The sequence below is a fragment of the Streptomyces sp. NPDC030991 genome (genome assembly GCF_055571235.1).
Genome location: NZ_JBVIFR010000004.1, coordinates 83,400 through 109,307 on the forward strand (window position 1 = coordinate 83,400; position 25,908 = coordinate 109,307).

Here is a 25,908-nt window from a genome sequence, read left to right on the forward strand (position 1 = left end):
CTGCGTGACAACGCCGACGAACAACGGCGGACGAGCGCGAACGTCTGCGGACCGTCAGCGCAGGTGAGACACACAGCACCCCAAGGCAGCTCCCCCACACAAGTTGCTTCGGGACGAAGAGGTCGTGGGTTCAAATCCCGCCACCCCGACAGCTGAAACACCAGGTCAGGGGCCTGATCCGCATCGCGGGTCGGACCCCTGACCCGTTCCCGGAGATCGTTTGGGAGAAATCTGGGAGAAGATCTTGGTCGGCTTCTCCCGGACGGTCCTGCATCTCGAAGCCAGCGACCAGCAGCCATCACGCGGCTGACCCTGTGCACTCGCCAATCTGTATCCCCAGTGCCCGGCAGCTGAGGCGCCCAGAGACGGGCCGCGGACGCGGTATTCCCTCGCCCCTCCGATCGCACTTATCCTCGCGATCACGCAACCGGGGGGTGGGCATGGCTGCTGAGGCAACAAGCTGGCAGAAGGAACAAGTCAGTCGCGCGTACGTGCATGCCTTAGCAACGCAAGGTGGGTACACGATCTGCGACTGGAACGTGGACAAAGACGGGGTCGACGTCACGCTCCGCTCGCGCGGCCTCATGGTCGATATCCAGCTCAAGTGCACACAGAACCCACGCACCATCAGAAGCGGCTACAGCTTCGACCTGGACATCGAGACCTACGACAAGTTACGTGACCCTGAGCGCTCAGCGCCTGGTCACCTTGCGCTGCTCATAGTCCCACCCGACATCGGCCGCTGGGTGATCCACCAGCCGGATTCGATAGTCCTTGCTTGCCACGGCTACTGGTCCTCCCTGTACGGGATGGGACACGCCCCTGGTGGATCAACTACTGCGATCCACCTTCCTGAGCACCAAGAGCTCAATGTGAAGGCCATGGGGACCATGTTCGATGCTGCGCGACGCATGACCAACAGCGCTGGTCTGGGGTTGAGCTGACATGGCGGACACCACCCCGGACTTCGGGCCCGAAGAGATTCGCAGCTACCTCAAGGTCACCGGCTGGGCCCCGGTATCGGGCGGGGACGTAGCCGAACTCTGGAGACTCCCAGGGCCAGCAGACGAAGTCGTCCTCGTCCCCATGAAGCCCGGCGCACCAGACTTCGCCAAGAGGGCACGGATCCTCGTCCAGGACCTGGCGAGAGTCGGAAGCGAAGACGTTCAAACAGTCCACGACGCCATCGCAACGGTCTACAACGACGTCACTGACCTCCGGGCCTCCCACCCATCAATGAGCGACGGATCAATCCCACTCGAATCCGGGTATGAGCTCTTCGTCTCCGCGAAGCGTCTCCGAGTGGCCTCTGCTGCGGCGACCATCCGACGCCAAGGGCACTTCCGGAACTTCCCGACTCGGGCACGTGACCAGGCAAGGGAAGTCCGCCTGGGCCAGACCCGTCGCGGCTCTTACATCGTGCCCATCATCAGCCAGGCACGCTCCCCCGAGGACGTCTACTCACCCCGGCAGGATCACATCGACGTGCAGATCGAGGAGACTCTCTTTGACCGCCGGGTGACAGCCACGATGTCTCGCGCGCTGGGCGTGCTGGAAGACATGGCGGGCGCCGAACACGCACCCACCGCAAGCGAGATCAACGACTCCATCGGTGAAGGCGTCTCCTACGAGCTATGCCAGGCTCTCGCCAAGGTCGTGAACACAGAGTCCGTCAACGCGCTCGACATTGCTTTCAACTGGTCCCGCGTGGCCGCGCCACCTCCCGGCACGCCAGCCCATGTTGAGTTCAACCGCGAGGCGATCGAGATCGTCGACCTGGTATCCGAACAGCTGAAGACCAAGGTCTACACGCGAGAGCACCTGATCTACGGCGTGGTCACAGACCTCAGTCGCCACCCCGATGACGACACCGGCCGAGTCGGAGTCCAGACGCTCATCCAGCGCCGCAGCCGCACGGTATGGATGGACCTTGCCGACAGGGACTATCACGCAGCCGTGCACTGTCACGATGCCGGAATACCGGTCCGCGTGAGCGGCACGCTGACCAGTCCACCCGGTGGACTCGCCCGCATGGTCGTCACTACCTTCGGCCCTGACCCGTCGCTGGGAGCAGACGACTAACAGCCCAAAGTTGGCGAGGTGGGACTGCCTCAACGACAGTCCCACCCCTCGGCCCAACGCAGCCCTCCGGTCTATCCCCCCGGCCTCAGCAGGCGATCGAGAACTCGAACCGGTGAGCTGGGGCACAGGGCGCGACGCGCATCGAGCGCGGCCTTCCACTGCTCAGTCAAGCCGAGCATGAGGCGCCGGCGCATGCCCGGCGTGACGTGGGCATAGCGCGCCGAGACCGAACCGTCGATGTGGCCCATGCGCTCGTCCATGAGGACCTTTTCGGTGCCGAGGTCCTCCATCATCGTCCGGTGGGTGGGGCGCAGGCCGTTAGGTGTGAGCCCCTTGGCGATGGGAAGCCAGCAGGCGTTCGCCCGAGCAGTAGCTCCTCGCCCCGGGGCCGGGATACCGGGCCACGGTTCGCCGAGGATCGGCACCGGGCGAGCTTCCTGGGGTGCCTTCTTCGGGTACCAGTCGGAGGCCGCCGGGGTGAATAGCCTGGTGGCGAAGCCGTTGCGGCGCCAGTGCGCGGCGTGCTCAGACGTGGCGCCTCCCCGTACGAACCCGAGCTCTTCGACCGCGAGTTCGACACGTACACGGGTGTCCTCGCGTACCCGGTCGGGATGGTTGAGGACGTTGGAGACCGTGCCCGTGGAGACTCCGGCACGGCGGGCGACATCGACGAGCTTCGCGCCCTGGTGGCCGCCGGCGCGCGCCGCACCCTGGCCGCGGAAGACGTAGGTCCTGCCGTGGCAGGGGCATGGTGTCGGCTTCGTGCGGGCGATGTGGTTGAGGACCAGGGCGGACAGCCAGTCCATCGAGTCGATGGTGCGGTAGCTGTCGTCCTCGTCCTTGGGTGGGCAGCGCACCAGTTCGCCCGTGTCCGGTTCATACAGCTGCCACTCGATACGGAGGGCATTGGGCCGGACGAACTCCGTTTCCAGACCGACGATTTCGCCCCACCGATTGCCGGTGTAGCCCTTGAGGACCACGGCCACGAACTCGTCGTCACGTCCGGACAGCAGGGCCGCCCGCTCGACGGTCAGCAGGATGCCGGCGCGCTTGCCTCGACCGCGGCGCCTCGCTGCTGGGTTGGACGTGAGCAGGTCTGACCGGGGCATCCGCGCTGCGGTCCGCTCGCCGGTTGGACCCCGGCACCCGTGACGGAGTGATGAACTTGGATCACTCACGATTCATTCACGCTCACCAAGTGTCGCGGAGCGGGGCTTCGATGGACGCGCACAGCGAGGAGATCACCGTCGAGCAGGCGGCCGAGGACTTCGCGGCCGAGGTAGCCAGATGGCGGGGAGTACGCGGCATGTCCAAGCGGGCATTAGCGCTGGCCATGGGCTTCGACCCGTCCTACGTCAGCCACGTCGAGTCCGGACGCCACAAGCCCACCGAGGCAGTTCGCCCGGCTCGCCGACGAGCATCTGAACGCCGGTAAGGCGATCTGGCGGCGCTGGTGCGACTACGAGCAGGCCCGCACGAGGTCCCGGCGCCCACCGACGGCCCCTCCGGCTCAGCGCAGGCCCGAGCAGCCGTATGCCCGATCTGTTCGCCGCGATGGAACGGATCGGCCGGGTCCACCCCTTCGCTAAGGGCATGGGCATCGCCGACCCACAGATCGGCATCGGCCGCTCCACAGCCGCCGTCCAGCTGGCCTGCTTTACACCGCCCGCATGTGCACCGGATTCGATCCGATCCCCGCCGAGAAGTACCGACAGATCGGCAGGGCCTGGGCATGCGAGCAGTAGCCATCAACTTCAGGGGGGCGAGATACAGGCTCGCGGCCTACCAGCATCGCGGCGTGCTCGGCGCTGCCGAACTCGCCTGCCGCTCCCGCGAGGCGCCGTTATGGGAACCGTAACGTTCCCCTCGAGAAGATGCGTCCGCAGATGCTGCACACCAGCTCGATCCGCAAGCCGCCTCACGCCACCGCATCAATTCGCTCAACACACACATCTCGAATTATCTTCAAGTCAGCCAACGCCTGAACCCGGGCCTCCTCGTGACCGGGCCGCCCGCTGTTCACCTTCTCAACCGCTTCGCCGATTGCGGATATGATCACTTTCGGGGCGAATCGCATACCGAAGACGTAGCCAGTATCCACGCGAGTTCGCAAATCCAACTCCACCACCTCCCAGGCAGCCATAAATTCCGAATTCGCTCCGGCTCCGGACGATTGCTCCAGCGCCCGGATCAGAGCCTGGATGTTCTTGTACGCCTGCGTGCACAACTTGCGGTAGCGGGTCCACATTTTGTGCGTGGCCACCACGGTGGCAACTGCGACAGTGACCGCTAGAGCTGGTAGCACCTTGGTGTAGTCACGAGAAATTGTCGGCAGTACGGCATATAGCAAAATAGCCACACCGCATGCTCCGTTAAAGTTCCCGACCGTCCGGCTGACCATGGCTCGAAGGACACGCCCCTCCAGCCGCTCAAGGAGTCTGTCCTTCGGCTCAAACCAGTGCGCCAAGTAAGGAAAGAGGAGGCAGAAGGCCAGCATCTTCTGCGCGTCCCCGTAGCGGGCGATGAATTGCTCTGGAGCTGCGATGATCCTGTCAGCCACATTGAGCGGATAGAAGGATATCTTGAACGCGATAATCCCCCAGATCACCACCTTCACCTTCTCTCGACGACTCAACCATACGGGCGTATGGAAAGTCGTTGTCAACCACTGACGCAGCCGACTAAGTATGCGGCGTATAGGCTTCGGCGCCCGCAAACCAGGAGAGATCTTTCGCCAGTGACGTCCCGCCACAACAATGAGGGCGATGCTGAAGACAAAGATCACGGCCCCAACGGCCTGGCGCCCCGCCTCATAAAGCTGGTTGCCCCAGAGGTTCAGCACAACCCCAACCGGCAAGAAGGCGAGCTTCCAGTGGGCGCGTACAAGACCAACAGGCCGGTACCAAGTCGACATACCCCCATGCTCCGGCTCAGTCTCGGCGCGGCGGACTGGTTTGATGGAGATCAGAGGTTCGACGTCATGAAGATCTGAGGGGCCAGGGTCAACCGGGTCACTAGAAGTTCGGCGGTTCTGCTCATCAGCCCCACCCCGGGGAGGGGCACGCGACCACTACCATGCCCCGGCATGGACTGGCTGGAGCGCGTCGCGAAGTTGAGGCAGTGGAGCAGGGACGGGGCGCGCGCTCCGCACAAGCCGTTGTTGTTTCTGTATGCCCTCGGGCGGTTTCAGCAGGATGCCGGAGACGCGCTGCGTTACAGCGCGGTCGAGGGGGATCTCAAGCGGCTGCTGGATGAGTACGGTCCGGGCAACAGGACCACTCCCGCCTACCCGTTCCACCACCTGGTGAGCGACGGCGTGTGGGAGGTGCGTACCGAGCGGGGGCCGGGCAGTCCCGGCAGTGGTGTCCGGGAGTTGCGGGGTCTGGGAGCCGCGGGGCGGCTGGCGCCGGAGTTGCGGGGCGCGTTGCGGCGGGATCCTGCGCTGCTCGGCCGGATCGCGCGGGTTCTGCTCGATCTGCACTTCCCGCCCTCGCTCCACGGTGACCTGTGCGAGGCCGTCGGTCTCGATCTGGAGCCGGCGGAGGCCGGGCCGCTCGTCCCCGTACCGAGGAGGCGGCGGGATCCGCGGATGCGGGAGCTGGTTCTGACGGCCTACGAGTACCGGTGCGCCTTCTGCGGCTACGACGGCAGAATCGGCGCGGTGCCGGTCGGGCTGGAGGCGGCACACGTGCGCTGGTGGGCGTTTGGCGGGCCCGACGACGTGGACAACGGTCTGTGCCTGTGTTCGCTGCACCACAAGCTCTTCGACAAGGGCGTCCTCGGCATCGGAGACGGTCACCGCATCCTGGTCTCACAGCGTTTCGTCGGGCACAGCGACGCCGCCCGCGACCACGTCACCGGGCTGGCCGGGCGTCCGCTCATCGGGCCGCAGCCAGGTGTCCGGCCCGTCGCGGCGGATCATCGCTCCTGGCACACCAGCCAGGTCTTCCACGGCGACCCCCGTCCGGCCCCGGCCATCTGACCCGCCCGGCTCCGGCCATCTGATCGTCCTGTCCCGGCCGCTCGATCCGCCCGGCCCCAGTCGCCTGAACACCCCGCCCCGCCATCCGACCCGCCCCCACCACATGCCCACCCGCCGCCCCCACAAGCCCCGCCCCCGGCGCCCCGCCATGTACCCTTGACCTGCAAGCGAAGGGGAGTAGCCCCGCGAACCGGTCGTCGACACACTGGAGCCCTCGGGTTCCCGGTGGCCGGGCTCGGGCCGTTTTGGGCGGTTCGGGTGGGCGAGACCTTCGACCAGGCAGAACGACAGACGCGTAGGGCATACGTGTCTTGGTTGCCGGGTCGAGTGGTCCTCTCCGCGCGGCGGGTGGGTTGCGCGGACCCGGCCCGTACAGAAAGCACCCGCTGATGCACCTCGACCCCCTGGCGATCGTCACCGCTTTCGGGCTGATCTTCCTCTCCGAGCTGCCGGACAAGACCATGTTCGCCTCGCTGGCGATGGGCACCCGGATGAAGCCCCTCTATGTGTGGTTCGGGACGTCCGCCGCCTTCATCGTGCACGTGGCCATCGCGGTCGGCGCCGGATCGCTGCTCGGGCTGCTGCCGGACTGGATCGTGAAGGTCGTCTCGGCGCTGCTCTTCGCCTTCGGCGCCTTCATGCTGCTGCGCGGGGGCGACGACGACGAGGACGACGAGGCCGGGGCCAGGACGGTCACCGGTTTCTGGCCGGTGTTCGGTACCGCGTTCATGGCCGTCTTCATCAGCGAGTGGGGCGATCTGACGCAGATCACCACCGCCAACCTCGCCGCCACCAACGGCACCTGGTCCACCGCCATCGGCTCCGCCGCCGCGCTGATGTCCGTGTCCGCGCTCGCGCTGGTCGCCGGGCGGTTCATCGCCAAGCGGGTGCCGCTGAAGACCGTGCAGCGCGTCGGTGGCGTGTGCATGCTGTTGCTCGCCGTGTGGACGCTGGTGGAGATCTTCGTCTGATCCAGGACCGGAGCGCGGGCGATACCGGCCGGCCCCCTGTCGATACCGGCCGGCCCCTTGTCGATACCGGCCGGCCCCTTGTCGATACAGGAACGTATCGAATACGTTCCTGTATCCGATCTAGGAGGCGCGGATGCCCGCCACCGGCACCAGCACGGCCACCGGCACCGGCACCAGCCCTGTCCCCCTCAGCAAGCGGCGTGCCCGCACGCGGCAGCGGCTGCTCGAAGCCGCGCTGGAGGTCTTCGCCGAGGTGGGGTTCGGGCGGTCCACCGTCGAGCAGGTCTGTGAGCGGGCCGGATTCACCCGGGGTGCCTTCTACTCGAATTTCTCCTCCCTGGACGAGCTGTTTCTCGCCTTGTGGGAGGAGCGGTCGGCGCGGATGCTCGGCGATGTGCGCCGCGCTCTGGCCGACCTCGATCCGGCCGACCCCGAATCCGCCGTGCGGGCCGCGATCGCCGCGACCCCGGTGGACGACGCCTGGTACCGGATCACCGCCGAGTTCACCGTGCACGCCCTGCGCAACCCTGGGCTGCGCCGGGTGATGGCCGCGCGGGAGCAGGCGATCCGGGACGCGATCCTGCCGGTCTTCGTGAGCGCGCTGCGGCGGCTCGGGCGGCGGGTGAGCGACGAGGGCGCCCTGGGGGACGCGCTCGTCGCCGTGCACGACGGCACCACCGTGCAAGTTCTTCTGCAGCCGGACGACGCGGCCGTACGGGCCCGTCGCGAGGCCCTGTTCCGATACGTACTCGACGCCTACAGCACACCCATGGAGAGCGCATGAGCGAGACCAGGGGCACCGGAGACAGTGCCGACGTCATCGTCGTGGGGGCAGGGCTCGCCGGGCTCGTCGCCACCTACGAACTGACGCGTGCGGGCAAGCGCGTCGTCCTCGTCGACCAGGAGAACGAGGCCAACCTCGGCGGTCAGGCGTTCTGGTCGCTCGGCGGTCTGTTCCTCGTCGACAGCCCGGAGCAGCGCCGCATGGGCATCAAGGACAGTTATGAGCTGGCGCTCTCCGACTGGCTCGGCTCCGCCGGTTTCGACCGGGAGCGGGAGGACCGGTGGCCGCGGAAGTGGGCCGAGGCGTACGTGGCCTTCGCGGCCGGGGAGAAGCGCGACTACCTGTACGGGCTCGGCCTGAAGGTCACGCCGAACGTCGGGTGGGCCGAGCGGGGCGCCGGGACCGCGACCGGGCACGGGAACTCGGTGCCGCGCTTCCACCTCACGTGGGGCACGGGCCCCGAGGTCGTGCGGGTGTTCCGGGAGCCGGTGCTCGACGCGGCCGCCCGGGGGCTCGTGACCTTCAGGTACCGCCACCGCGTGGATGAGCTGATCGTGGAGGGCGGGGCGGCGGTCGGGGTGCGCGGGGCGCTGCTCGAACCGTCCGGCGAGGCGCGCGGCGTCGCCTCGTCCCGGGAGACCGCCGGGGACTTCGAACTGCGTGCGCAGGCCGTCGTCGTCACCTCGGGCGGGATCGGCGGCAACCATGAACTGGTCCGGAAGAACTGGCCGGTGGACCGGATGGGGCAGCCGCCCGCGTCGATGGTGACCGGCGTTCCCGCCTACGTCGACGGGCGCATGCTGGAGATCAGCGAGGGGGCCGGTGCCTCGATCGTGAACCGCGATCGCATGTGGCACTACACGGAGGGGCTGAAGAACTGGGACCCGATCTGGCCCGGGCACGGCATCCGGATCATCCCGGGCCCGTCGTCGCTGTGGCTGGACGCGACGGGCAAGCGGCTGCCCGCGCCCCTCTTCCCCGGGCACGACACGCTGGCCACGCTGAAGCACATCACGGCGACCGGGTACGACCACACCTGGTTCGTGCTGACGCGGGCCATCGTGGAGAAGGAGTTCGCGCTCTCCGGGTCCGAGCAGAACCCCGACCTCACCGGCAAGGACCTGAAGCTGGTGCTGCAACGGGTGAAGAAGGGCGCCCCGGGGCCGATCCGGGCGTTCCTGGAGCAGGGCGAGGACTTCGTCGTCCGGCGGGAGCTGAAGGATCTCGTCGCCGGGATGAACGAGCTGACGCCCGCGACGCCGCTGGAGTACGAGCAGGTGGAACGGGAGATCCTGGCCCGTGACCGGGAGGCGGGGAACGGCTACTCCAAGGATCTCCAGCTGATGGCCGTGCGGAACGCGCGCGCGTACTGGCCCGACCGGATCACCCGGGTCGCCAAGCCGCACCGGCTGCTCGACCCGGCGCAGGGGCCGCTGATCGCCGTACGGCTGCACGTGCTGACCCGTAAGACGCTGGGCGGTCTGGAGACGACGCTCGACTCGCAGGTCGTCCGGCCCGACGGGTCCCTCTTCGACGGGCTGTACGCGGCCGGGGAGGTCGCCGGGTTCGGCGGCGGCGGCGTGCACGGCTACAACGCGCTCGAAGGGACCTTCCTCGGCGGCTGCATCTTCTCCGGCCGGGCGGCCGGACGCGCGCTCGCCAGGAGCCTGGCGTGAGCGGGACCGGGGCGGGCGGGGCCGCGGCAGGCGGGGCCGGGGCGGGCGGCGGGCGCGGTACGGCGCTGGTGACCGGGGCCTCGTCGGGGATCGGCGCGGCGGTCGCCGCCGCGCTGGTGCGGCGCGGCTACCGGGTCTACGGCACGAGCCGGAACCCGGAGAAGGTCAACTCCCCGGTCGCCGGGGTGACTTATCTGGCGCTCGACCTCGCCGACGAAGCGAGCGTCGAGGCGTGCGCGGCCGCGGCGGGCGCGGTGGACGTGCTCGTGAACAACGCGGGTGAGTCGCAGAGCGGGCCGTTCGAGGAGCTGCCGATGGACGCGGTCCGGCGGCTGTTCCAGCTCAACGTCTTCGGGGCCGTGCGCCTCAGCCAGCTGCTGCTGCCCGGGATGCGGGAGCGGCGCCGCGGCCGGGTCGTCATGGTCGGCTCGATGCTGGCCAGTTTCCCGCTCGCCTACCGGTCGTCGTACGTCGCGTCGAAGGCCGCGGTCAAGGGGTTCGCGAGTGCGGCGCGGCGCGAGTACACGCCGTACGGGGTCGGCATCACGACCGTCGAGCCTGGCTCCATCGCCACCGGGATCAGCGAGCGCCGCACCCAGTACGTGGGTGAACACTCGCCCTTCCGCGGCGCGTACGACACCATGCTCGCCGCGCTCAACTCCAATGAGGCGAAGGGTATTTCGGCCGAGAAGGTCGCGGCGAAGATCGTCGCCGCGATCGAGGCGCCGCGGCCCAGGCCGCTGTACGCCGTCGGCAGCAACGCGCCGGTGGCGTTCGCGCTGCGGCGGCTGTTGCCGCGGGGGGCCAGTGAGCGGATGGTGGCCCGGCGGCACGGGCTGCGGTAGCGGGGCGCCGCACGGGCGGGTGCCTCAGGGCCTGTCTTTCAGCGCCGCCAGGCGCTGTAGGACAGCACTTCGCCGGTGGTGGCCGAGGTGACCTCCATGCCGAGGACGGTGGCGTCCGCCGGGTCCAGAATCAGCATCCGGCGGACGGCAGCGGCTCGGTCCTCGGCCGCGTACGCCTGTCCCCGGCGGCCCAGCCGGTCGGTGACCGGGCCGGCCGGGCGCAGCCCTTCGGTGTCGGCCAGGAGCCGCGCGAGGGCGGCGGTCTCCTCGGCGCCGAGCGTCCAGTGGTCCAGCAACTCGGCGGTCGCGCGCAGGAGTTGTGGAGCGCCGGGGTTCTTGTCGTGGTGCGGGGCGGACAGGTGGCGGCGCAGGCCCGCGGTGTCGTGCGGCGGTGGCCGGTGGGCCGGACCGGGGACCGGGTTCACGGTGCGCTCCTGGGGGCGGCCCCGGCGGTGTTCGAGCGTCCAGGTGCTGAGGTGCGTGCCCCGGCGCAGGCGCGGGCGGCCGTCGGCCGCGGCTCGTTCCGCGCGGGCGGCGAGTTCGGTGCGGGGTACGGCCGCGGAGGCGGCGCCCGGGTCCAGCGGGGCCGGGGCGGCGGTCGCCGGGGGCGCGGCGGCGTACGAGAGGGCGAGCACGAGGAGCGCGGCGAGCGCGCACACGGCGGCCTCGGCGCGCAGCACGAGGGTGCGGCGGGCCCGGGAGCCGTGCAGGAGCTGGTTGAGAGCGCGCTCGGCGTGGTGGTTCAGGGGGCCGTCGGCGTATCGGGGGCCGCCCGCGGGGACCGGGTCGGCGGCGCGCAGCAGGGCCAGTTCACGGTCGTCCGCGGCGTCGAAGGAGGCATGCGGCGCCGGGGCCGCATCGGGGAAGTCACGCACCGGGACCGCGTCGTAGCTGTCACGCGCCGGGGCCGCGTCGAAGGAATCACGCGCCGGAGCCGCGCCGGGGAAGTCACGCGCCGGGACCGCGTCGTAGGGGTCGCGCGCCGGGGCTGGGTCGAAGGAAGTACGCGCCGGGACCGCGTCGTAGGGGTCGCGCGCCAGGGCTGGGTCGAAGGGGTCAGGCACGGTCGTGGCCTCCTGCGGGCGCGGTCATGTTCATCCGGTCGATCTCGGCGCGCAGTCGGCGCCGGGCGCGGTGCAGCCGCATCGCCGCCGCGTTCCTGCCGCACTCCAGGGCGACGGCCAGCTCGTCGAGCGTGAGCTCCTCCCAGGTGGTGAGGCGGAGCGCTTCCTGGTCGGCGGGGTTGAGACGGGCCAGCGCCTCGTGGACCCAGGCGCCGGGCCGGTCCGCGTCGGGGCCCGGCACGATCTGGCGGCGGTGGGCGCGCTCGTGGTGGCCGATGCGGTCGAGCAGCCGGCGTCTTCGGCCCTGGCCCCGGACGGTGTTGGCGAGGCAGTTGCGGGCGACGGCGTACAGCCAGGGCAGCGGCGTCTCGGGCGGGAGGTCCGAACGCCGCCGCCAGGCTATGGAGAAGACGTCGGCGACCACCTCCTCGACGTCGTGGGCGGCGCCCGGGTCGAGTCGGCGCGCCACGAAGCGGCTGACCGCCCAGTAGTGCGCCCGGTAGGCCGCCGCGAAGGCGTCGTCCGTCGTGCTCATGCTGCGTAGGTGTCCGGCACGGCCCCGATCCTCACAGGCGGGGCGTGTGATCTTTCCGGCGGGTACGGCGGTGAGGCGCGGGGCGCGTCCGGACACGTACGGGGCATGAAGTCCTCGAAGGAGCACCAGTGGGTCACGTGGCTGACCACCACCGACCACAAGACGATCGGCACGCTCTATCTGGTCACGGCGTTCGCGTTCTTCTGCCTGGGCGGCGTGCTGGCGCTGTTCATGCGGGCGGAGCTGGCCAGGCCCGGTCTGCAGATCATGTCCAACGAGCAGTTCAACCAGGCGTTCACGATGCACGGCACGATCATGCTGCTGATGTTCGCGACACCGCTGTTCGCCGGGTTCGCGAACTGGATCATGCCGTTGCAGATCGGGGCGCCGGACGTGGCCTTTCCCCGGCTGAACATGTTCGCGTACTGGCTCTATCTCCTGGGTTCGCTGATCGCGGTGGGCGGGTTCCTCACGCCGCAGGGGGCCGCGGACTTCGGCTGGTTCGCGTACGCGCCGCTCTCCGACGCGGTGCACTCACCCGGGGTCGGCGGCGACATGTGGATCATGGGTCTCGCCCTCTCCGGGTTCGGCACGATCCTCGGCTCGGTCAACTTCATCACGACCATCGTCTGCATGCGGGCGCCCGGCATGACCATGTTCCGCATGCCGATCTTCACGTGGAACGTGCTGCTGACCGGCGTCCTGGTGCTGCTGGCGTTCCCGGTGCTCGCGGCCGCGCTGTTCGCGCTGGAGGCGGACCGGAAGTTCGGGGCGCACATCTTCGACGCGGCGAACGGCGGGCCGCTGCTGTGGCAGCACCTGTTCTGGTTCTTCGGGCACCCGGAGGTCTACATCATCGCGCTGCCGTTCTTCGGGATCATCTCGGAGGTGATCCCCGTCTTCAGCCGGAAGCCGATGTTCGGGTACTCGGGTCTGGTGGGCGCGACCATCGCGATCGCGGGGCTGTCCGTCACCGTGTGGGCGCACCACATGTACGTGACGGGCGGGGTGCTGCTCCCCTTCTTCTCCTTCATGACGTTCCTGATCGCGGTGCCGACCGGCGTGAAGTTCTTCAACTGGATCGGGACGATGTGGCAGGGCTCGCTGTCGTTCGAGACGCCGATGCTCTACGCGGTCGGGTTCCTGGTCACGTTCGCGTTCGGCGGGCTGACGGGGGTGGTGCTGGCGGCGCCGCCGCTGGACTTCCACGTCGGTGAGACCTACTTCGTGGTGGCCCACTTCCATTACGTCATCTTCGGCACGGTCGTCTTCGCGATGTTCTCCGGATTCCACTTCTGGTGGCCGAAGTTCACCGGGAAGATGCTGGACGAGCGGCTCGGGAAGATCACCTTCTGGACGCTGTTCATCGGCTTCCACGGGACGTTTCTGGTGCAGCACTGGCTGGGGGCCGGTGGGATGCTGCGGCGGGTCCCCGACTATCTGGCCGTGGAGGGTCTTGCCGGGCTCAACACGGTCTCGACGATCTTCTCGTTCGTACTGGGGATGTCGTTCCTGCCGTTCCTCTACAACGTGTGGCGGACGGCGCAGTACGGGGTGCCGGTGGGGGTCGACGACCCGTGGGGGTACGGGCGTTCGCTGGAGTGGGCCACGTCGTGCCCGCCGCCGCGCCACAACTTCGTGGCGCTGCCGCGGATCCGGTCGGAGTCCCCGGCGTTCGACCTGCGGCACGCCCCCGCCGCCGTGCCCGAGCCCGAACCGGCGGCGGTGGCGCGGTGATCCGGGAGATCGAGGGCTACCTGATGGTGGAGGCGGCGCGCTCCGAGGGGCGGACCGCGGCCGGGCACTTCGTCGAGCGGCTGCCCTGGCTGACGGAGTCCCAGGCGGCGGAGGTCCGGGAGGCGTACGCCGACGCGTACGTGGGGCTGCGCCGCGAGACCTGGCTGTGGTGCGCCCGGCGCGTGGTGGAGCTGCGCGGGGAGTACGAGCGCCGGTACCGGGGGGTGCGGCGGCGGGTGTGCGGGTGGGTCTGCGCGGGGGTGGCCGTGGGCGTGGCCGTCGTTGCCGTGGTGGCCCGGCGTTGATGTTCCTGGCGGGGGGCGGCCGTGGGCGTGGTGGCCCGGCGTTGATGTTCCTGGCGGGGGGCGGCCGTGGGCGTGGTGGCCCGGCGCCGGCGATCCCGGCGGGGGCGGTCGCGGGACTGGTCGTCGTTGCCGTGGTGGCCCGGCGCTGACCAGCCTCCCGGGGCGGTCGCCCTCAGTCCCCGGCGGGGGAGGACCCCGAGCCGGATGCCGGGCCCGGGCCCGCGGGGCCGTTCGCCGGGTCCTTCGCGCCCGGGCCGGCCCCGCCCCCCGTACCCTTCCTGTCCTCGTGGCCCGGCCACCACGCCGCGTGGCCGATCAGGGCCGTCAGCGCCGGCGTGAAGACCAGGGCCATCACGAACGCCGCGATCACGATGCCGAACGACAGGGCGAAGCCCATCTGGGAGAGGGTGGAGTTGCCGGCCAGCATCAGGGTCGCGAAGGTGCCGGCCAGGATGACGCCCGCGGAGGCGATCGTCGGCCCCGAGTGGCGGACCGCCGTGCCCGCCGCGGTGTGCGGGTCCTTGCCCCGGCGGGCCTCCTCGCGCAGCCGGGACACCATCAGGATGTTGTAGTCCGTGCCGAGCGCGACCACGAACAAGTACATGATCACCGGCAGCATGAACATCAGTCCTGGCTGGCTGCCGATCCGGGTGAAGAGGAAGGACGTCGCGCCCAGCGTCGCGCCGAAGCCGAGCGCCACCGACAGCATCAGGTACCAGGGCGCCACCAGGCTGCGCAGCAGCAGGCCCAGGATGACCATGATGCAGACGGCCGCGACGGGGAAGACCACCGAGTAGTCGCGGTCCACGGCCTTGTTGATGTCGACGTAGACGGCCGTGATGCCGCCGACCGCCGCCCGCGTACCGTCCGGCGCGTGCGCGCGGGCCGCCGGGCGCAGGTCGTCCTTGACGGTGGACATGGCGGCCTCGGAGGCCGGCGGGTCGTCGAGGATCACGCTGTACGCGGCGGCCGTGCCGTCCTCGCTCCGCGTGGCCGCGCCGACCGTCCCCACGCCGTCGGCCCGGGTGAGGGAGCGCCGGAACTCCGCCGTCTGCGCCACGGTCAGCGGGGTGCTCGCCGTGGAGGTCAGATAGACGCTGGTGGGGTCCGTCGTGCCGGCGGGGAAGCCCTTCTCCAGATCGCTCAGGGCGACCATGGACTCCTTCGTCCTGGGCAGCGAGGAGGACGACAGGTCGAAGTTGGGCCGGAAGCCGAGGGCGCCGAGCGCGAGGACTCCCATGACGAGGGCCGAGACCACGGCCCAGACGGCGGGGCGGCGGCCGATCGACGTGCCGAGCCGGGCGAATCCGGTGCCCTGCGGCTCCCGCTGCCAGGACTTGGACGGCCAGAAGACCTTCGTGCCGAGCAGCGAGACCACGGCCGGGACCAGGGTCAGGCCGGCGCACAGGGTCACGAACACGGCGATCGCCAGCGCCGGGCCCATCGACTTGAGCATGCCGAGGGTGGACAGGGCGAGCGCGGCGAAGGCCACGATGACCGCGCCCGCCGCCGAGGTGATGGCCTCCCCGACCCGCGCCACGGCGTGCACCATGGCGGTCCTGGAATCCTCGCCGTCGCGGAGCGCCTCCCGGTACCGGAAGAGGAGGAACAGGATGTAGTCCGTGCCCACGCCGAAGAGGACGACGGTGAGCAGCTGCTGGATCGAGGAGTCCGCCTTCATGTCGAACGCCTTGTTGGCGGCGGCGATGAGGCCGGTGGCCAGAGGTGAGATCAGGCCGATCAGGACTACGGGGAGCAGCGCGATGATGGGGCTGCGGAAGATGATCAGCAGCAGCACGATGATGATGACGACGGTGCCGACGCCGACGAGCATGCCGGCGCGTTCGGACGCGTCGGACTCGTCGAGCGCGGTGGCCGCGGAGCCGGTGACACCGGCTTTCAGGTCCGTTCCTTCGACCTGCTGGCGGAGGGCGCCGCGAAGTGTCTTGACGGCATCCTGTTCGGAGGTGTCGGACGGGTCGGTGAGCTTGGGCATCGCGACGGCCGACGTCTGCACGAGCCGGTTCGGCGACGGCTTGCCGGGCGCCACCGCCTCGACCTTCGGAATGTCCTTGGCCGTCAAGTCCTTGGAGACGCGGATGACTTCGGCGGAGTCGGCCGCGGTCAGCCTCTTGCCGTCGGACCGCTGGAAGACGATCACGGCGCCGATGTTCCGCTGCTGCGGGAACCTCGACTCCTGGATGTCGGAGGCCCTGATCGACTCGTAGGAGCCGGGCAGGAAGCTGGCCTCGTCGGTACTGGAGGTGAGCTTGGGCGCGGACGAGATCACGGCCGCCGCCACGATGACCCAGGCGAGGATCACCCACCACGGCCTGCGGACGACGAAACGACCCAGCGCTGCGAACATGGACCACGCCTCCCGTTGCCCCCGGCTCACCCCGCCAGCCTCACCCGCCCCCCGCTCCTGTGCCACTCGGAGCGGTCGGGGGTGCGGGCGCGGGCCGGATGCCGGATGCTGGTGGCCGGGACTGTCCACCGCGCGTCCGCCACCGGGTGGCACCTACCGCGGGGCTCCTGCCGCGGGGTGCCTGCCGCGGGGCTCCTGCCGCGGGGTGCCTACCGCGAGGCCGACCGGGGGTGCGCGCCCTCGTCGCGGGTCGCGTGCGCCGTCGTGCCGGCCGCGCCGAGCGCGGCGACGGCGAGGGCGCCCGCGACGATCGCGGTGAGCAGGGTCCTGCGGACGCGCACGGGAACCTCACGGCAAGTCGACGGTAAGTTGCTGATTAAGCGGAATTAACTCGGCTTAACTGAGCGCACAATGTAGGGGGTTGGCGGGAGGCGAGGCAAGAGGCGAAACTCACGGGACCCCTCTACGCACGTGAAAGGCGGCGCCGCGCGTCATGCCGGACGAACCACCAGACGAAACAGCGGAGCACGTCGGACGCCGCGTCCTGCGGCTGCGCACCGAACGCGGCCTCACCCAGCGCCAGGTGGCCGAGCCCGCCTACACGCCCGCCTACATCTCCACGCTCGAAGCGGGCCGCGTCCGCCCCTCGGAGTCCGCTCTGCGCCACATCGCGGAGCGCCTCGGCGTCACGTACGAGGAGCTCGCCACCGGCCGGCCGGCGCATCTGGCCACGGACCTGCGGCTCCGGCTCACCGAGGCGCAGCGCGCCCTGGCGACCGGCGCCGCAGCCGAAGCGGCCGGGCTGTACCAGGAGTTGGCCACGGAGGCCGCGGCGCTCGGCCTCGCCACGGAGCACGCCGCGGCCGAACTCGGTCTCGGCGAGTGCGCCCTGGAGACCGGCGAACTCGGCCAGGCCCGCGCCCACTTCGACGTCGCGGACGCCGTACTGACCGGGGCCGGGGCGCCGCTCCCCCAGCGCGCCCCGGTGATCCGGGCCCGCGCCGTCGCCCACTACCTCTCCGGCTCCCTGCGCTACGCCTGCTACCTGCTGGAGTCCGCCCTGGACGAGCTCAACACCGGCGGTCTGCACGACCCGGACGCGCTCGTCCTGCTCTACACCGCGTCCATCGCCCCGTACATGGACATGGGCGCCCACGCGCGCGCGGCGCAGGCCGCCGAACTCGCGCTCGCGCTGGCCCCGCGCGTGGGCGACCCGGCGCTCGTCGCCCAGATGCACCGCTCGGTGGCCCGCACACTGCTCGCCGAGGGGAAGGTCGCGGAGGCCGACGCCTCCCTGACGAAGGCGGCGGAGCTGTACCAACAGCTCCAGATCCGTACGGAGTTGGCGCACTGCCACTGGATGCGCGGCTATGTCCACGCGCAGGCGGGGCGTCTCACCGACGCGGAGGCGCAGTTGCGGACGGCGCGAGACATGCTCTCCGCCAAGCGGGCCGCCCTGTACACGCAACAGGTCGAGGTGGAACTGGCCGACGTGCTGCGCCGGCTCGGCCGTCCGCAGGAGGCGGCAGACCTGCTGCGCTCCCTGCTCGGCGAGATCGGCCCGGAGCGCGGCGCCGTGCACGCGGCGGGCGCGCACCGGCTGCTCGGTCTGATCGCGCAGGAGTCGGACGCCGTGGAGGAGGCGGAGGAGCACTACGTCAACGCTCTCAGCCTGCTCGAACGGGCGGGCGCGGCGGGCGACCTGGCGGACCTGTGCCAGCTGCTCGGTGATCTGTACCGCCGCTCGGGCCGCATCGAGGCGGCCCTCGACACCTACCGGACGGGGCTCGGCCACCGGGCGGCGCCCGGCACGACGACCCTCGGCCCGGCCCCGGCACGGCCGCCTCTGTGACCCTGCTCCCCTTATAGGCGTAGATATATGCGCGGGGTATTCCGGGCCGGGATCGATGGGCGTAGATTCCCCACACCGTCGCCGCTCCGGGGCGATCGGATGAACCGCGTCGGCGCAGCTCATCCTCCCCCTCCCCGCCCCGGCACGCCGACGGACGGCAGGCACAGCTCAGCACAGCGGGAGCACCTGCGTGGCGGACCCGGCCATCCCCTCGGTGGCACGCCCCCGGCCGGGTCACGCCGAACCTGTCGCCTCCCCGGCGGCGCGGGAGACCGGGTTGCCGGAGACCTGTCGCCAGAGACCCGTTGGCCAGAGACGCGTCAGCCAGGGACCGGGTTGTCCACAGGGAAGTTATCCACAGGCTGGGGACCCCGTCAGCGGATGCGCGGTCCGGGCGGGCACTATGGGGCCATGACTGAGAGCATGCCGTCCACGCCGTCCGTACCGGACTGGGAGAAGCGGTTCCGTGCGCCGCGGGTGTCGCTGCCCGACTGGGCGGAGGACGCCCCCGACCGGTCCCTGTTCGTGTCGAACGCGACGGGGACCTACGAGCTGTACGCCTGGGACAGGGCCACCGGCGAGCAGCGCCAGGTGACGGACCGGGCGAACGGGACGACGGACGGCGTGCTCTCCCCCGACGGCGAGTGGATCTGGTGGTTCAGCGACACCGACGGGGACGAGTTCGGCGTGTGGCTGCGCCAGCCGTTCTCCGGCGGCCCCGACACCGAGGCCGTGCCGGGGCTCGCCCCCTCCTACCCCGCGGGGCTCGCGCTCGGCCGCGACGGACGCACCGCCGTGGTCGGCCGCTCCACGGACGAGGACGGCACGACCATCCACGTCGTGCACCCCGGCGCCGCCGGCCCCGTCGAGATCTACCGGCACCGTGAGTCGGCGGGCGTGGGCGACCTCAGCCACGACATGACGCTCGTCGCGATCGAGCACACCGAGCACGGCGACGCGATGCACTCGGCGCTGCGCGTGGTCCGCCTCGACGGTTCGACGGTCGCCGAGCTGGACGACACGAAGGGCGGCGAGGAGGAGCTGGGCCTCGAGGTCCTCGGCTTCGCCCCCGTCGCGGACGACACCCGGCTCCTCGTCGGGCACCAGCGGCGCGGCCGCTGGGAGCCGATGGTCTGGGACGTGGTCTCGGGCGAGGAGACCGGCCTGGCCCTCGACCTGCCGGGCGACGTGTCCGCGGAGTGGTACCCGGACGGTTCGGCGCTGCTGATCGTCCACGAGTTCGAGGCCCGCGCCGATCTGTGGCGCTACGACTTCGCGACGGGCGCGCTCACCGCGGTGGAGACCCCGGCCGGCTCGGTGTCGGGCGCCTCGGCCCGCCCGGACGGCAGCGTCGAGTACCTCTGGTCGTCGGCCGCGGAGCCGCCGGCCGTCCGCTCCACCACGGGCGACGTCGTCCTCGACCCGCCCGGCGCGAAGGCCCCGGCCTCCGTCCCCGTCGAGGACGTCTGGGTGGACGGCCCCGGCGGCCGCGTCCACGCCCTCGTCCAGAAGCCGGCCGGGACCGCGGGCCCCCTGCCCACGGTCTTCGAGATCCACGGCGGCCCCACCTGGCACGACTCGGACGCGTTCGCGGCGGGCCCGGCGGCCTGGGTCGACCACGGGTACGCGGTGGTCCGGGTCAACTACCGCGGCTCGACGGGGTACGGCCGGGAGTGGACCGACGCGCTCAAGCACCGCGTCGGCCTGATCGAGCTGGAGGACATCGCGGCCGTCCGCGAGTGGGCCGTCGCCTCCGGCCTCGCCGACCCCGAGCGCCTGGTCCTCGCCGGCGGCTCCTGGGGCGGCTACCTCACCCTGCTGGGCCTCGGCACCCAGCCCGGCGCGTGGGCGGTGGGCCTGGCTGCGGTGCCGGTCGCGGACTACGTGGCGGCGTACGAGGACGAGATGGAGGCCCTCAAGGCCCTGGACCGCACGCTCTTCGGCGGCTCCCCCGAGGAGGTCCCGGACCGCTTCACGGTCTCCTCGCCGCTCACGTACGTGGACGACGTGGTGGCCCCGGTCTTCATCTCGGCGGGGGTCAACGACCCGCGCTGCCCCATCCGCCAGATCGACAACTACGTGGACCGGCTCGCGGCCCGCGACGCGCCGCACGAGGTGTACCGGTACGACGCGGGGCACGGCTCGCTCGTCGTGGAGGAGCGCATCAAGCAGGTCGGGCTCGAACTGGACTTCGCGAGCCGCCACCTGCCGCCCCGCTCGGCCTGAGGCCGGGCCGGTCCCGCCACCCGGGGGTCGCGGGACCGGCCTTTACATCGGACCCGTACCGTGGAGGGCGTGTACCGGTTCCTGCTGACGCCCCGCTGGTGGGGGATCAACATCTTCGTCCTGCTGGCGGTCCCCGTCTGCGTCTTCATGGGCTCCTGGCAGCTCAGCCGCTTCGACGACCGGGTGCAGGACCACCGGTCCGCGTCCGAGCGGACGGTGGCCAACGAGAAGGCGGCCGCCGAACCCCTCGCCACCCTGCTGCCGGTGGACAAGAACACGTCCGGCAAGCGCGCCGAGGCGACCGGCCGCTACGACAAGCAGCTCCTGGTGCCGGACCGCGACCTCGGCGGGCGCACCGGCTTCTACGTCGTGACCCTGCTGAAGGTCGACGGCACCGGCAAGGCGCTGCCCGTGGTCCGCGGCTGGCTGCCCGGCACGGCGTCCGCCGCGAAGGCTCCCGCGCCGCCGAAGGGCGACGTCAGGGTGGTCGGGGCGCTCCAGGCGTCGGAGTCCGCCGGCTCGGACGGCGTGACCACGGCCGGCGGCCTGCCCTCGGGACAGGTCGGCATGATCAGCGCGGCGTCCCTGGTCAACCTGGTGCCGTACGACGTGTACGACGCGTGGGTCACGCTCGACGACGCCGACGCGAGGATGACGCCGGTCCCGGCCGGGACCCCGCAGGGCAGCGGGCTCGACCTGAAGGCGTTCCAGAACCTGGGCTACACCGGCGAATGGTTCGTCTTCGCGGGCTTCGTACTCTTCATGTGGTTCCGCCTGGTGCGCCGGGAGGCCGAGGCGCTCCGCGACGCGGAACTGGGTCTGGCCGAAGAGACGGCCTAGGACAACCCCAGGGCCGTCCTTCGGGCGCCGCCGGGAAGGGCCGGGCAGGGGCGCGGTCGGGCAGGGTCGCCCTAGGAAGCCGGCAGTACGCCCGTCCGGTACACGGTGCCCGCGCACGCGTCCGGGATGGTCGCGGCGGCGCTCGGCGCCCCGGGCTCCGCCGTGTGCGACACGACCACGCTCCCGTCGGCCGTTTCCTCGCTGCCGGACTGCGCCGAGAGACCCGAGTCGGAGGTGGCCGTCTCCGAGGACGAGTCCGGGCTGCCCGAGGGCGTCGGCGCGGGCGTCTCCCCGCCGCCGGTGCTGCCTCCGGTGCTGCCGCCCGTCGCCGGGCAGGACCCGGTCGGCACCCAGGCGAACCGCACCTCGTAGGCCATGCCGGGCTCCAGGATGAGCTGGCTCGGCTCGGCCGACGGGTCGGGCAGTCCGGTCGCGCGGTCGCCCGCCGTGTGGTCGACGACGCTCACCTTGGTGGGGTCGGCCGCGCCCTCGGCGAGGGTGACCACGCTGCCGGGGCTGTCGACCGTGCAGTTGGCGCCCGAGCCGTTCGACACGCGGAACGAGCCGTAGACCGTGCCGCTGGCGTCGGGCTGGCCGACGGTCGCCACCGGGTTGCTGAGATCGCTCGCGTCGCAGACCGGGGAGCTCGCGGCGGCGGTGGACGCGGGGCCTGGGCCGCCGGTGGCGCCGCCGCCCGCGCCCTTCCCCCTGCCGTCCTTGCCCTTGTCCTTCTTGCCGTCCTTGTCCTTGCCGTCCTTGGCGTGCGAGGGCGAGCCGCCGGGCTCCCGGCCGCCGCCCCCGTCGGACTTGTCGGAGTCGGTCCCGCCGTGGGTGGCCTCGCTGTGTCCCGCTATGGAGGGGCGGTCGCCGGAGGAGCCGGAGTTCGCCACGTGCAGCACCGCGGGCACCGCCATCGCGACGAAGACCCCGGCGGCGACGGCGCCGACGAGGGCCTGCCGCTTGCGGGCCCGGCGGGCGGGCACCGCGCGGCGCAGCCGGTCGAGGGCCTCGTCCGCGGGGTCGATCTCGGCGACGGCCTGGCGCATCATCCGCCGCAGTTCCAGCTCGTCGTCGGCCTCCGCACCGGCCGGACGACGGGGTCCGTCGTTCACAGTCTCGTTCCCAGCGTGCTCGTCCTGCTCGTCCTGCTCATGGTGCCTGAACCGCTTGTCGGGCCCGTGGTTCGAGGGGCTCATGCCGGTGCCTCCATGGCGATGCGCAGGGCCGCGATCCCACGGGACCCGTACGCCTTCACCGACCCCAGTGATATCCCGAGCGCCTCGGCGACCTGAGCCTCCGTCATGTCCGCGAAGTACCGCATGACGAGCACCTCGCGCTGGCGCCGCTGGAGCCCGCGCAGCGCCGCTTTCAGGGCGTCGCGCTCCAGCAGGTCGTACGCGCCCTCCTCGGCGCTCGCCATGTCCGGCATCGGCTTGGTGAGCAGCTTCAGGCCGAGGATGCGCCTGCGCAGCGTCGACCGGGAGAGGTTGACGACGGTCTGGCGCAGATAGGCCAGCGTCTTCTGGGGGTCACGGACGCGTTTGCGCGCGGAGTGGACCCGGATGAACGCCTCCTGGACGACGTCCTCGCAGGAGGCGGTGTCGTCGAGGAGGAGCGCCGCGAGCCCCAACAGGGAGCGGTAGTGGGCGCGGTACGTCTCGGTGAGGTGATCGACTGTCGTGCCTGTCGCCGTCACGTCGTCAACGCCCTGCTGCGCCGGAAGCTGCGCCGGCCGCGCTGCGGGCATGGGGGCGATCACCGGCATGCCACCGGTCGCGCCCCGCCGGGGACGCCGGGTCCCCAGGGGTGCGAGTGATGCGAGAGGGGGCCGCAGCGCCGCGCCTCTCGCCTGTACCACTGTGAAGTCGAGTACCTCTGCCACGCCTGTTGGACACACTTCCCCCCGTCAGGGTTGTACGCGTCCGGCAGCTCATTTGCGAGAGACCTCGCCATCCCCACCGATGACGACCCGTCAAATGCCGACATGCGTACCTGCTCTTCCCCTACGCCCCAATTGCCCACTGCGTTCGGTCGTCCCCGGGGACGACCGCCCCTGAGGACGACGACAGAGACGCTCCCCGCCCTGCGTGCGGTTGCGGGACGGGGAGGGAATCTTCGAACGATTCAGAAGGCCGGTTCACCTGGTGCGGACCAGTGGTGTGGACCACTGGCCTCCACAGAACTTACACAGATCCTACGAGGCAATCCGAATATGGGAAGAGGGTGATCGTCAGACGGACGGCAGGAGAGGCGCAGATCACGCGCGGTGCTCAGACCCCGGTGAATTCGGCGGCGACCAGCTCCGCGATCTGCGCCGTGTTCAGTGCGGCGCCTTTGCGGAGATTGTCCCCGCAGACGAAGAGTTCGAGCCCCGCCGGGTCGTCGAGGGAGCGCCGCACCCGGCCCACCCAGGTCGGATCGGTGCCCACCGCGTCGGCGGGCGTCGGGAACTCACCGGCGGCCGGGTTGTCGAAGAGGACGACACCGGGCGCGGTCGCGAGGATCTCGCGGGCCTTGTCCACGGTGACCTCGCTCTGGAAGCGGGCGTGAACGGTGGCGGAGTGCGTGGTGACGACCGGCACCCGCACACAGGTGACGGCCACCTTGAGGCCGGGCAGCCCGAGGATCTTGCGGGTCTCGTCCCGCACCTTCATCTCCTCCGACGACCAGCCGTCCTCGCGCAACGAACCGGCCCACGGCACCACGTTCAGGGCGACCGGCTCCGGGAAGGGCCCGGTCCGGTCACCGACGGCCCGGCGCACATCGCCCGGGCTCGTCCCCAACTCCGTACCGGCGACGAGGGAGAGCTGGGCGCGGAGTGTCTCGACCCCGGCGCGGCCGGCCCCGCTCACCGCCTGGTAGCTGGAGACCACCAGCTCGCTCAGGCCGAACTCGGCGTGCAGCGCGCCGACGGCCACGATCATCGACAGCGTCGTGCAGTTGGCGCTGGAGATGATGGAACGCGGGCGCACGCGCGCGGCGTGCGGATTGACCTCGGGGACGACGAGCGGCACTTCCGGGTCCATCCGGAAGGCGGCCGAGTTGTCGACGACCACGACGCCCTTGGCCGCGGCGAGGGGCGCCCACTCGGCGGCGACCTCGTCGGGCACATCGAACATGGCGACGTCGACCCCGTCGAAGACGGACTCCGCCAGGGCCAGGACCTCGACCTCCTGGCCGCGCACGGAGAGCTTGCGCCCCGCCGAGCGCGCCGAGGCGACGAGCCGGATCTCACCCCAGACGTCCGCGTGCTGCGACAGGATCTGCAGCAGCACGGCGCCGACGCTCCCGGTCGCTCCCACGACCGCGAGCGTCGGACGCCTTGCGGGGTTCCGGTCCATCAGCGGCCGGTGCCTCCGTAGACCACGGCCTCGTCGGAGTCCGAGTCGAGTCCGAAGGCGGAGTGCACGGCGCGCACCGCCTCGTTCACGTCGTCGGCGCGCGTCACGACGGAGATGCGGATCTCGGAGGTGGAGATCAGCTCGATGTTGACGCCCGCGTCGGTGAGCGCCTCGAAGAACCCGGCCGTGACACCCGGGTTCGTCTTCATGCCGGCGCCCACGAGGGAGATCTTGGCGATCTGGTCGTCGTAGCGCAGCGAGTCGAAGCCGACGCTGGCCCTGATCCGCTCCAGGGCGTCGATGGCCTTGCGGCCCTCGGTCTTGGGGAGCGTGAAGGAGATGTCGGTCAGTCCGGTCGACGCGGCCGACACGTTCTGGACGATCATGTCGAGGTTGATCGCGGCGTCCGCGACGGCGCGGAAGATCTTCGCGGCCTCGCCCGGCTTGTCCGGCACGCCGACGACGGTGACCTTCGCCTCGGAGGTGTCGTGCGCGACACCGGAGATGATCGCCTGTTCCACGGTCTTCTCCCCTTGCTTGTTCTTCGCGATCGGCTCGTTGCTGACCCAGGTGCCCTGGAGTCCGCTGAAGCTGGACCGCACGTGGATCGGGATGTTGTAACGCCGGGCGTACTCCACGCAGCGGTGGAGCAGCACCTTCGACCCGGAGCTCGCGAGCTCCAGCATGTCCTCGAAGGAGATCCAGTCGATCTTCCGCGCCTTCTTCACGACGCGCGGGTCGGCGGTGAAGACACCGTCGACGTCGGTGTAGATCTCGCAGACCTCCGCGTCGAGCGCGGCGGCCAGGGCGACGGCGGTCGTGTCCGACCCACCACGCCCGAGGGTCGTGATGTTCTTGCCCTCCTGGCTGACGCCCTGGAACCCCGCGACGATGGCGATGTTGCCCTCTTCGATGGAGGTCCGGATGCGCCCCGGCGTGACATCGATGATCCGGGCTTTGTTGTGGACCGAGTCGGTGATGACGCCTGCCTGGCTGCCCGTGAACGACTGGGCCTCGTGGCCCAGGTTTTTGATCGCCATGGCCAGCAGGGCCATGGAGATCCGCTCCCCGGCGGTCAGCAGCATGTCGAACTCCCGTCCGGCAGGGATCGGCGATACCTGCTCGGCGAGATCGATCAACTCATCCGTCGTGTCACCCATCGCGGACACCACGACAACCACCTGGTTGCCGTTCTTCTTGGCGTCCACCACGCGCTTGGCGACCCGCTTGATGCCCTCGGCATCGGCTACGGAGGAGCCTCCGTACTTCTGCACGACAAGGCCCACGTGCGCTCCTCGCT

Annotated in this window: 22 protein-coding genes and 1 pseudogene; 13 read left to right on the forward strand and 10 right to left on the reverse strand. The window is 70.6% G+C overall.

The features are described 5' to 3' along the window. Nucleotides 1–440 precede the first annotated feature (440 nt). Both ACZ45E_RS09075 and ACZ45E_RS09080 read left to right on the forward strand, forming a co-directional pair. A complete protein-coding gene (locus tag ACZ45E_RS09075; RefSeq protein WP_468218397.1) occupies nucleotides 441–944 on the forward strand; it encodes a DUF4365 domain-containing protein in 504 nt (167 codons plus the stop codon). A 1-nt stretch (nucleotide 945) separates the two neighbouring features. Continuing rightward, nucleotides 946–2,082 (forward strand): hypothetical protein, encoded by a 1,137-nt coding sequence (locus tag ACZ45E_RS09080; protein WP_468218399.1) that lies wholly within the window; start codon nucleotides 946–948, stop codon nucleotides 2,080–2,082. 71 nt (nucleotides 2,083–2,153) lie between these two features. On the opposite strand, the pseudogene ACZ45E_RS09085 reads toward ACZ45E_RS09080, so the two are convergent. After that, nucleotides 2,154–3,176: pseudogene (locus ACZ45E_RS09085) on the reverse strand (LacI family DNA-binding transcriptional regulator); the annotation flags it as partial. 125 nt (nucleotides 3,177–3,301) lie between these two features. Here ACZ45E_RS09085 and ACZ45E_RS09090 point away from each other — a divergent pair. Continuing rightward, entirely contained in the window at nucleotides 3,302–3,517 is a 216-nt protein-coding gene (locus tag ACZ45E_RS09090; protein WP_468218401.1) for a helix-turn-helix domain-containing protein, read from the forward strand. Between the two features lie 483 nt (nucleotides 3,518–4,000). On the opposite strand, the gene ACZ45E_RS09095 is transcribed toward ACZ45E_RS09090, so the two are convergent. Beyond that, complete coding sequence (locus ACZ45E_RS09095; protein ID WP_468218403.1) at nucleotides 4,001–4,996, reverse strand: hypothetical protein; 996 nt, start codon at nucleotides 4,994–4,996, stop codon at nucleotides 4,001–4,003. A 171-nt stretch (nucleotides 4,997–5,167) separates the two neighbouring features. Between ACZ45E_RS09095 and ACZ45E_RS09100 the strand changes: the two genes are divergently transcribed. From ACZ45E_RS09100 to ACZ45E_RS09120, 5 genes are all read left to right on the forward strand, one after another. Continuing rightward, nucleotides 5,168–6,064 (forward strand): phosphorothioated DNA-binding restriction endonuclease, encoded by an 897-nt coding sequence (locus ACZ45E_RS09100; protein ID WP_468218405.1) that lies wholly within the window; start codon nucleotides 5,168–5,170, stop codon nucleotides 6,062–6,064. A gap of 389 nt (nucleotides 6,065–6,453) precedes the next feature. Further along, nucleotides 6,454–7,035, forward strand: coding sequence for a TMEM165/GDT1 family protein (locus tag ACZ45E_RS09105; protein WP_468218407.1), 582 nt, complete (start codon nucleotides 6,454–6,456; stop codon nucleotides 7,033–7,035). Between the two features lie 133 nt (nucleotides 7,036–7,168). Then, nucleotides 7,169–7,819, forward strand: coding sequence for a TetR/AcrR family transcriptional regulator (locus ACZ45E_RS09110; RefSeq protein ID WP_468218410.1), 651 nt, complete (start codon nucleotides 7,169–7,171; stop codon nucleotides 7,817–7,819). Further along, a complete protein-coding gene (locus ACZ45E_RS09115; protein WP_468218412.1) occupies nucleotides 7,816–9,495 on the forward strand; it encodes an FAD-binding dehydrogenase in 1,680 nt (559 codons plus the stop codon). Before ACZ45E_RS09110 ends, ACZ45E_RS09115 begins: the two co-directional genes overlap by 4 nt. Continuing rightward, on the forward strand, nucleotides 9,492–10,340 hold the full coding sequence (locus ACZ45E_RS09120; RefSeq protein ID WP_468218415.1) for an SDR family oxidoreductase: 849 nt from the start codon (nucleotides 9,492–9,494) through the stop codon (nucleotides 10,338–10,340). Before ACZ45E_RS09115 ends, ACZ45E_RS09120 begins: the two co-directional genes overlap by 4 nt. A 38-nt stretch (nucleotides 10,341–10,378) precedes the next feature. Here the strand turns inward: ACZ45E_RS09120 and ACZ45E_RS09125 are convergent, their stop codons facing one another. Together ACZ45E_RS09125 and ACZ45E_RS09130 are read right to left on the reverse strand one after the other, a co-directional pair. Continuing rightward, nucleotides 10,379–11,404, reverse strand: a complete 1,026-nt coding sequence (locus ACZ45E_RS09125; protein ID WP_468218417.1) for a CU044_5270 family protein — start codon at nucleotides 11,402–11,404, stop codon at nucleotides 10,379–10,381. After that, nucleotides 11,397–11,939 carry an RNA polymerase sigma factor gene (locus ACZ45E_RS09130; protein ID WP_468218418.1) on the reverse strand — a complete coding sequence of 181 codons (543 nt, stop codon included), beginning with the start codon at nucleotides 11,937–11,939 and terminating at the stop codon, nucleotides 11,397–11,399. Before ACZ45E_RS09130 ends, ACZ45E_RS09125 begins: the two co-directional genes overlap by 8 nt. Nucleotides 11,940–12,044: 105 nt before the next feature. On the opposite strand from ACZ45E_RS09130, the gene ctaD reads away from it, so the two are divergent. Both ctaD and ACZ45E_RS09140 read left to right on the forward strand, forming a co-directional pair. Beyond that, complete coding sequence (ctaD, locus tag ACZ45E_RS09135) at nucleotides 12,045–13,676, forward strand: aa3-type cytochrome oxidase subunit I (RefSeq protein ID WP_468218420.1); 1,632 nt, start codon at nucleotides 12,045–12,047, stop codon at nucleotides 13,674–13,676. Further along, a complete protein-coding gene (locus ACZ45E_RS09140; protein ID WP_468218422.1) occupies nucleotides 13,673–13,981 on the forward strand; it encodes a hypothetical protein in 309 nt (102 codons plus the stop codon). Before ctaD ends, ACZ45E_RS09140 begins: the two co-directional genes overlap by 4 nt. 172 nt (nucleotides 13,982–14,153) lie before the next feature. On the opposite strand, the gene ACZ45E_RS09145 is transcribed toward ACZ45E_RS09140, so the two are convergent. Both ACZ45E_RS09145 and ACZ45E_RS09150 read right to left on the reverse strand, forming a co-directional pair. Then, complete coding sequence (locus tag ACZ45E_RS09145) at nucleotides 14,154–16,349, reverse strand: MMPL family transporter (RefSeq protein ID WP_468218424.1); 2,196 nt, start codon at nucleotides 16,347–16,349, stop codon at nucleotides 14,154–14,156. Between the two features lie 209 nt (nucleotides 16,350–16,558). Then, nucleotides 16,559–16,690: a hypothetical protein gene (locus ACZ45E_RS09150; protein WP_468218426.1), complete on the reverse strand. Its 132-nt coding sequence runs from the start codon at nucleotides 16,688–16,690 to the stop codon at nucleotides 16,559–16,561. Between the two features lie 152 nt (nucleotides 16,691–16,842). Here ACZ45E_RS09150 and ACZ45E_RS09155 point away from each other — a divergent pair, with 152 nt between their 5' ends. The 3 genes from ACZ45E_RS09155 to ACZ45E_RS09165 all read left to right on the forward strand — a co-directional run bounded on the left by ACZ45E_RS09155 (nucleotide 16,843) and on the right by ACZ45E_RS09165 (nucleotide 21,267). Continuing rightward, on the forward strand, nucleotides 16,843–18,201 hold the full coding sequence (locus tag ACZ45E_RS09155; RefSeq protein WP_468218428.1) for a helix-turn-helix domain-containing protein: 1,359 nt from the start codon (nucleotides 16,843–16,845) through the stop codon (nucleotides 18,199–18,201). 411 nt (nucleotides 18,202–18,612) lie between these two features. Continuing rightward, the gene (locus ACZ45E_RS09160; RefSeq protein WP_468218429.1) at nucleotides 18,613–20,427 is read left to right on the forward strand and encodes a S9 family peptidase; all 1,815 of its coding nucleotides are present in this window, start codon (nucleotides 18,613–18,615) and stop codon (nucleotides 20,425–20,427) included. 69 nt (nucleotides 20,428–20,496) lie between these two features. After that, nucleotides 20,497–21,267, forward strand: coding sequence for an SURF1 family protein (locus ACZ45E_RS09165; protein ID WP_468218432.1), 771 nt, complete (start codon nucleotides 20,497–20,499; stop codon nucleotides 21,265–21,267). 71 nt (nucleotides 21,268–21,338) lie between these two features. On the opposite strand, the gene ACZ45E_RS09170 is transcribed toward ACZ45E_RS09165, so the two are convergent. The 4 genes from ACZ45E_RS09170 to ACZ45E_RS09185 form a co-directional block, all read right to left on the reverse strand. Continuing rightward, nucleotides 21,339–22,463 carry a hypothetical protein gene (locus ACZ45E_RS09170; RefSeq protein ID WP_468218434.1) on the reverse strand — a complete coding sequence of 375 codons (1,125 nt, stop codon included), beginning with the start codon at nucleotides 22,461–22,463 and terminating at the stop codon, nucleotides 21,339–21,341. Next, a complete protein-coding gene (locus ACZ45E_RS09175; RefSeq protein ID WP_468218435.1) occupies nucleotides 22,460–23,149 on the reverse strand; it encodes a SigE family RNA polymerase sigma factor in 690 nt (229 codons plus the stop codon). The genes ACZ45E_RS09170 and ACZ45E_RS09175 overlap by 4 nt, the downstream gene beginning before the upstream one ends. A 388-nt stretch (nucleotides 23,150–23,537) precedes the next feature. After that, on the reverse strand, nucleotides 23,538–24,608 hold the full coding sequence (locus tag ACZ45E_RS09180) for an aspartate-semialdehyde dehydrogenase (protein ID WP_468218438.1): 1,071 nt from the start codon (nucleotides 24,606–24,608) through the stop codon (nucleotides 23,538–23,540). Next, the gene (locus ACZ45E_RS09185; RefSeq protein ID WP_468218440.1) at nucleotides 24,608–25,894 is read right to left on the reverse strand and encodes an aspartate kinase; all 1,287 of its coding nucleotides are present in this window, start codon (nucleotides 25,892–25,894) and stop codon (nucleotides 24,608–24,610) included. The genes ACZ45E_RS09180 and ACZ45E_RS09185 overlap by 1 nt, the downstream gene beginning before the upstream one ends. Between the last annotated feature and the right edge of the window lie 14 nt (nucleotides 25,895–25,908).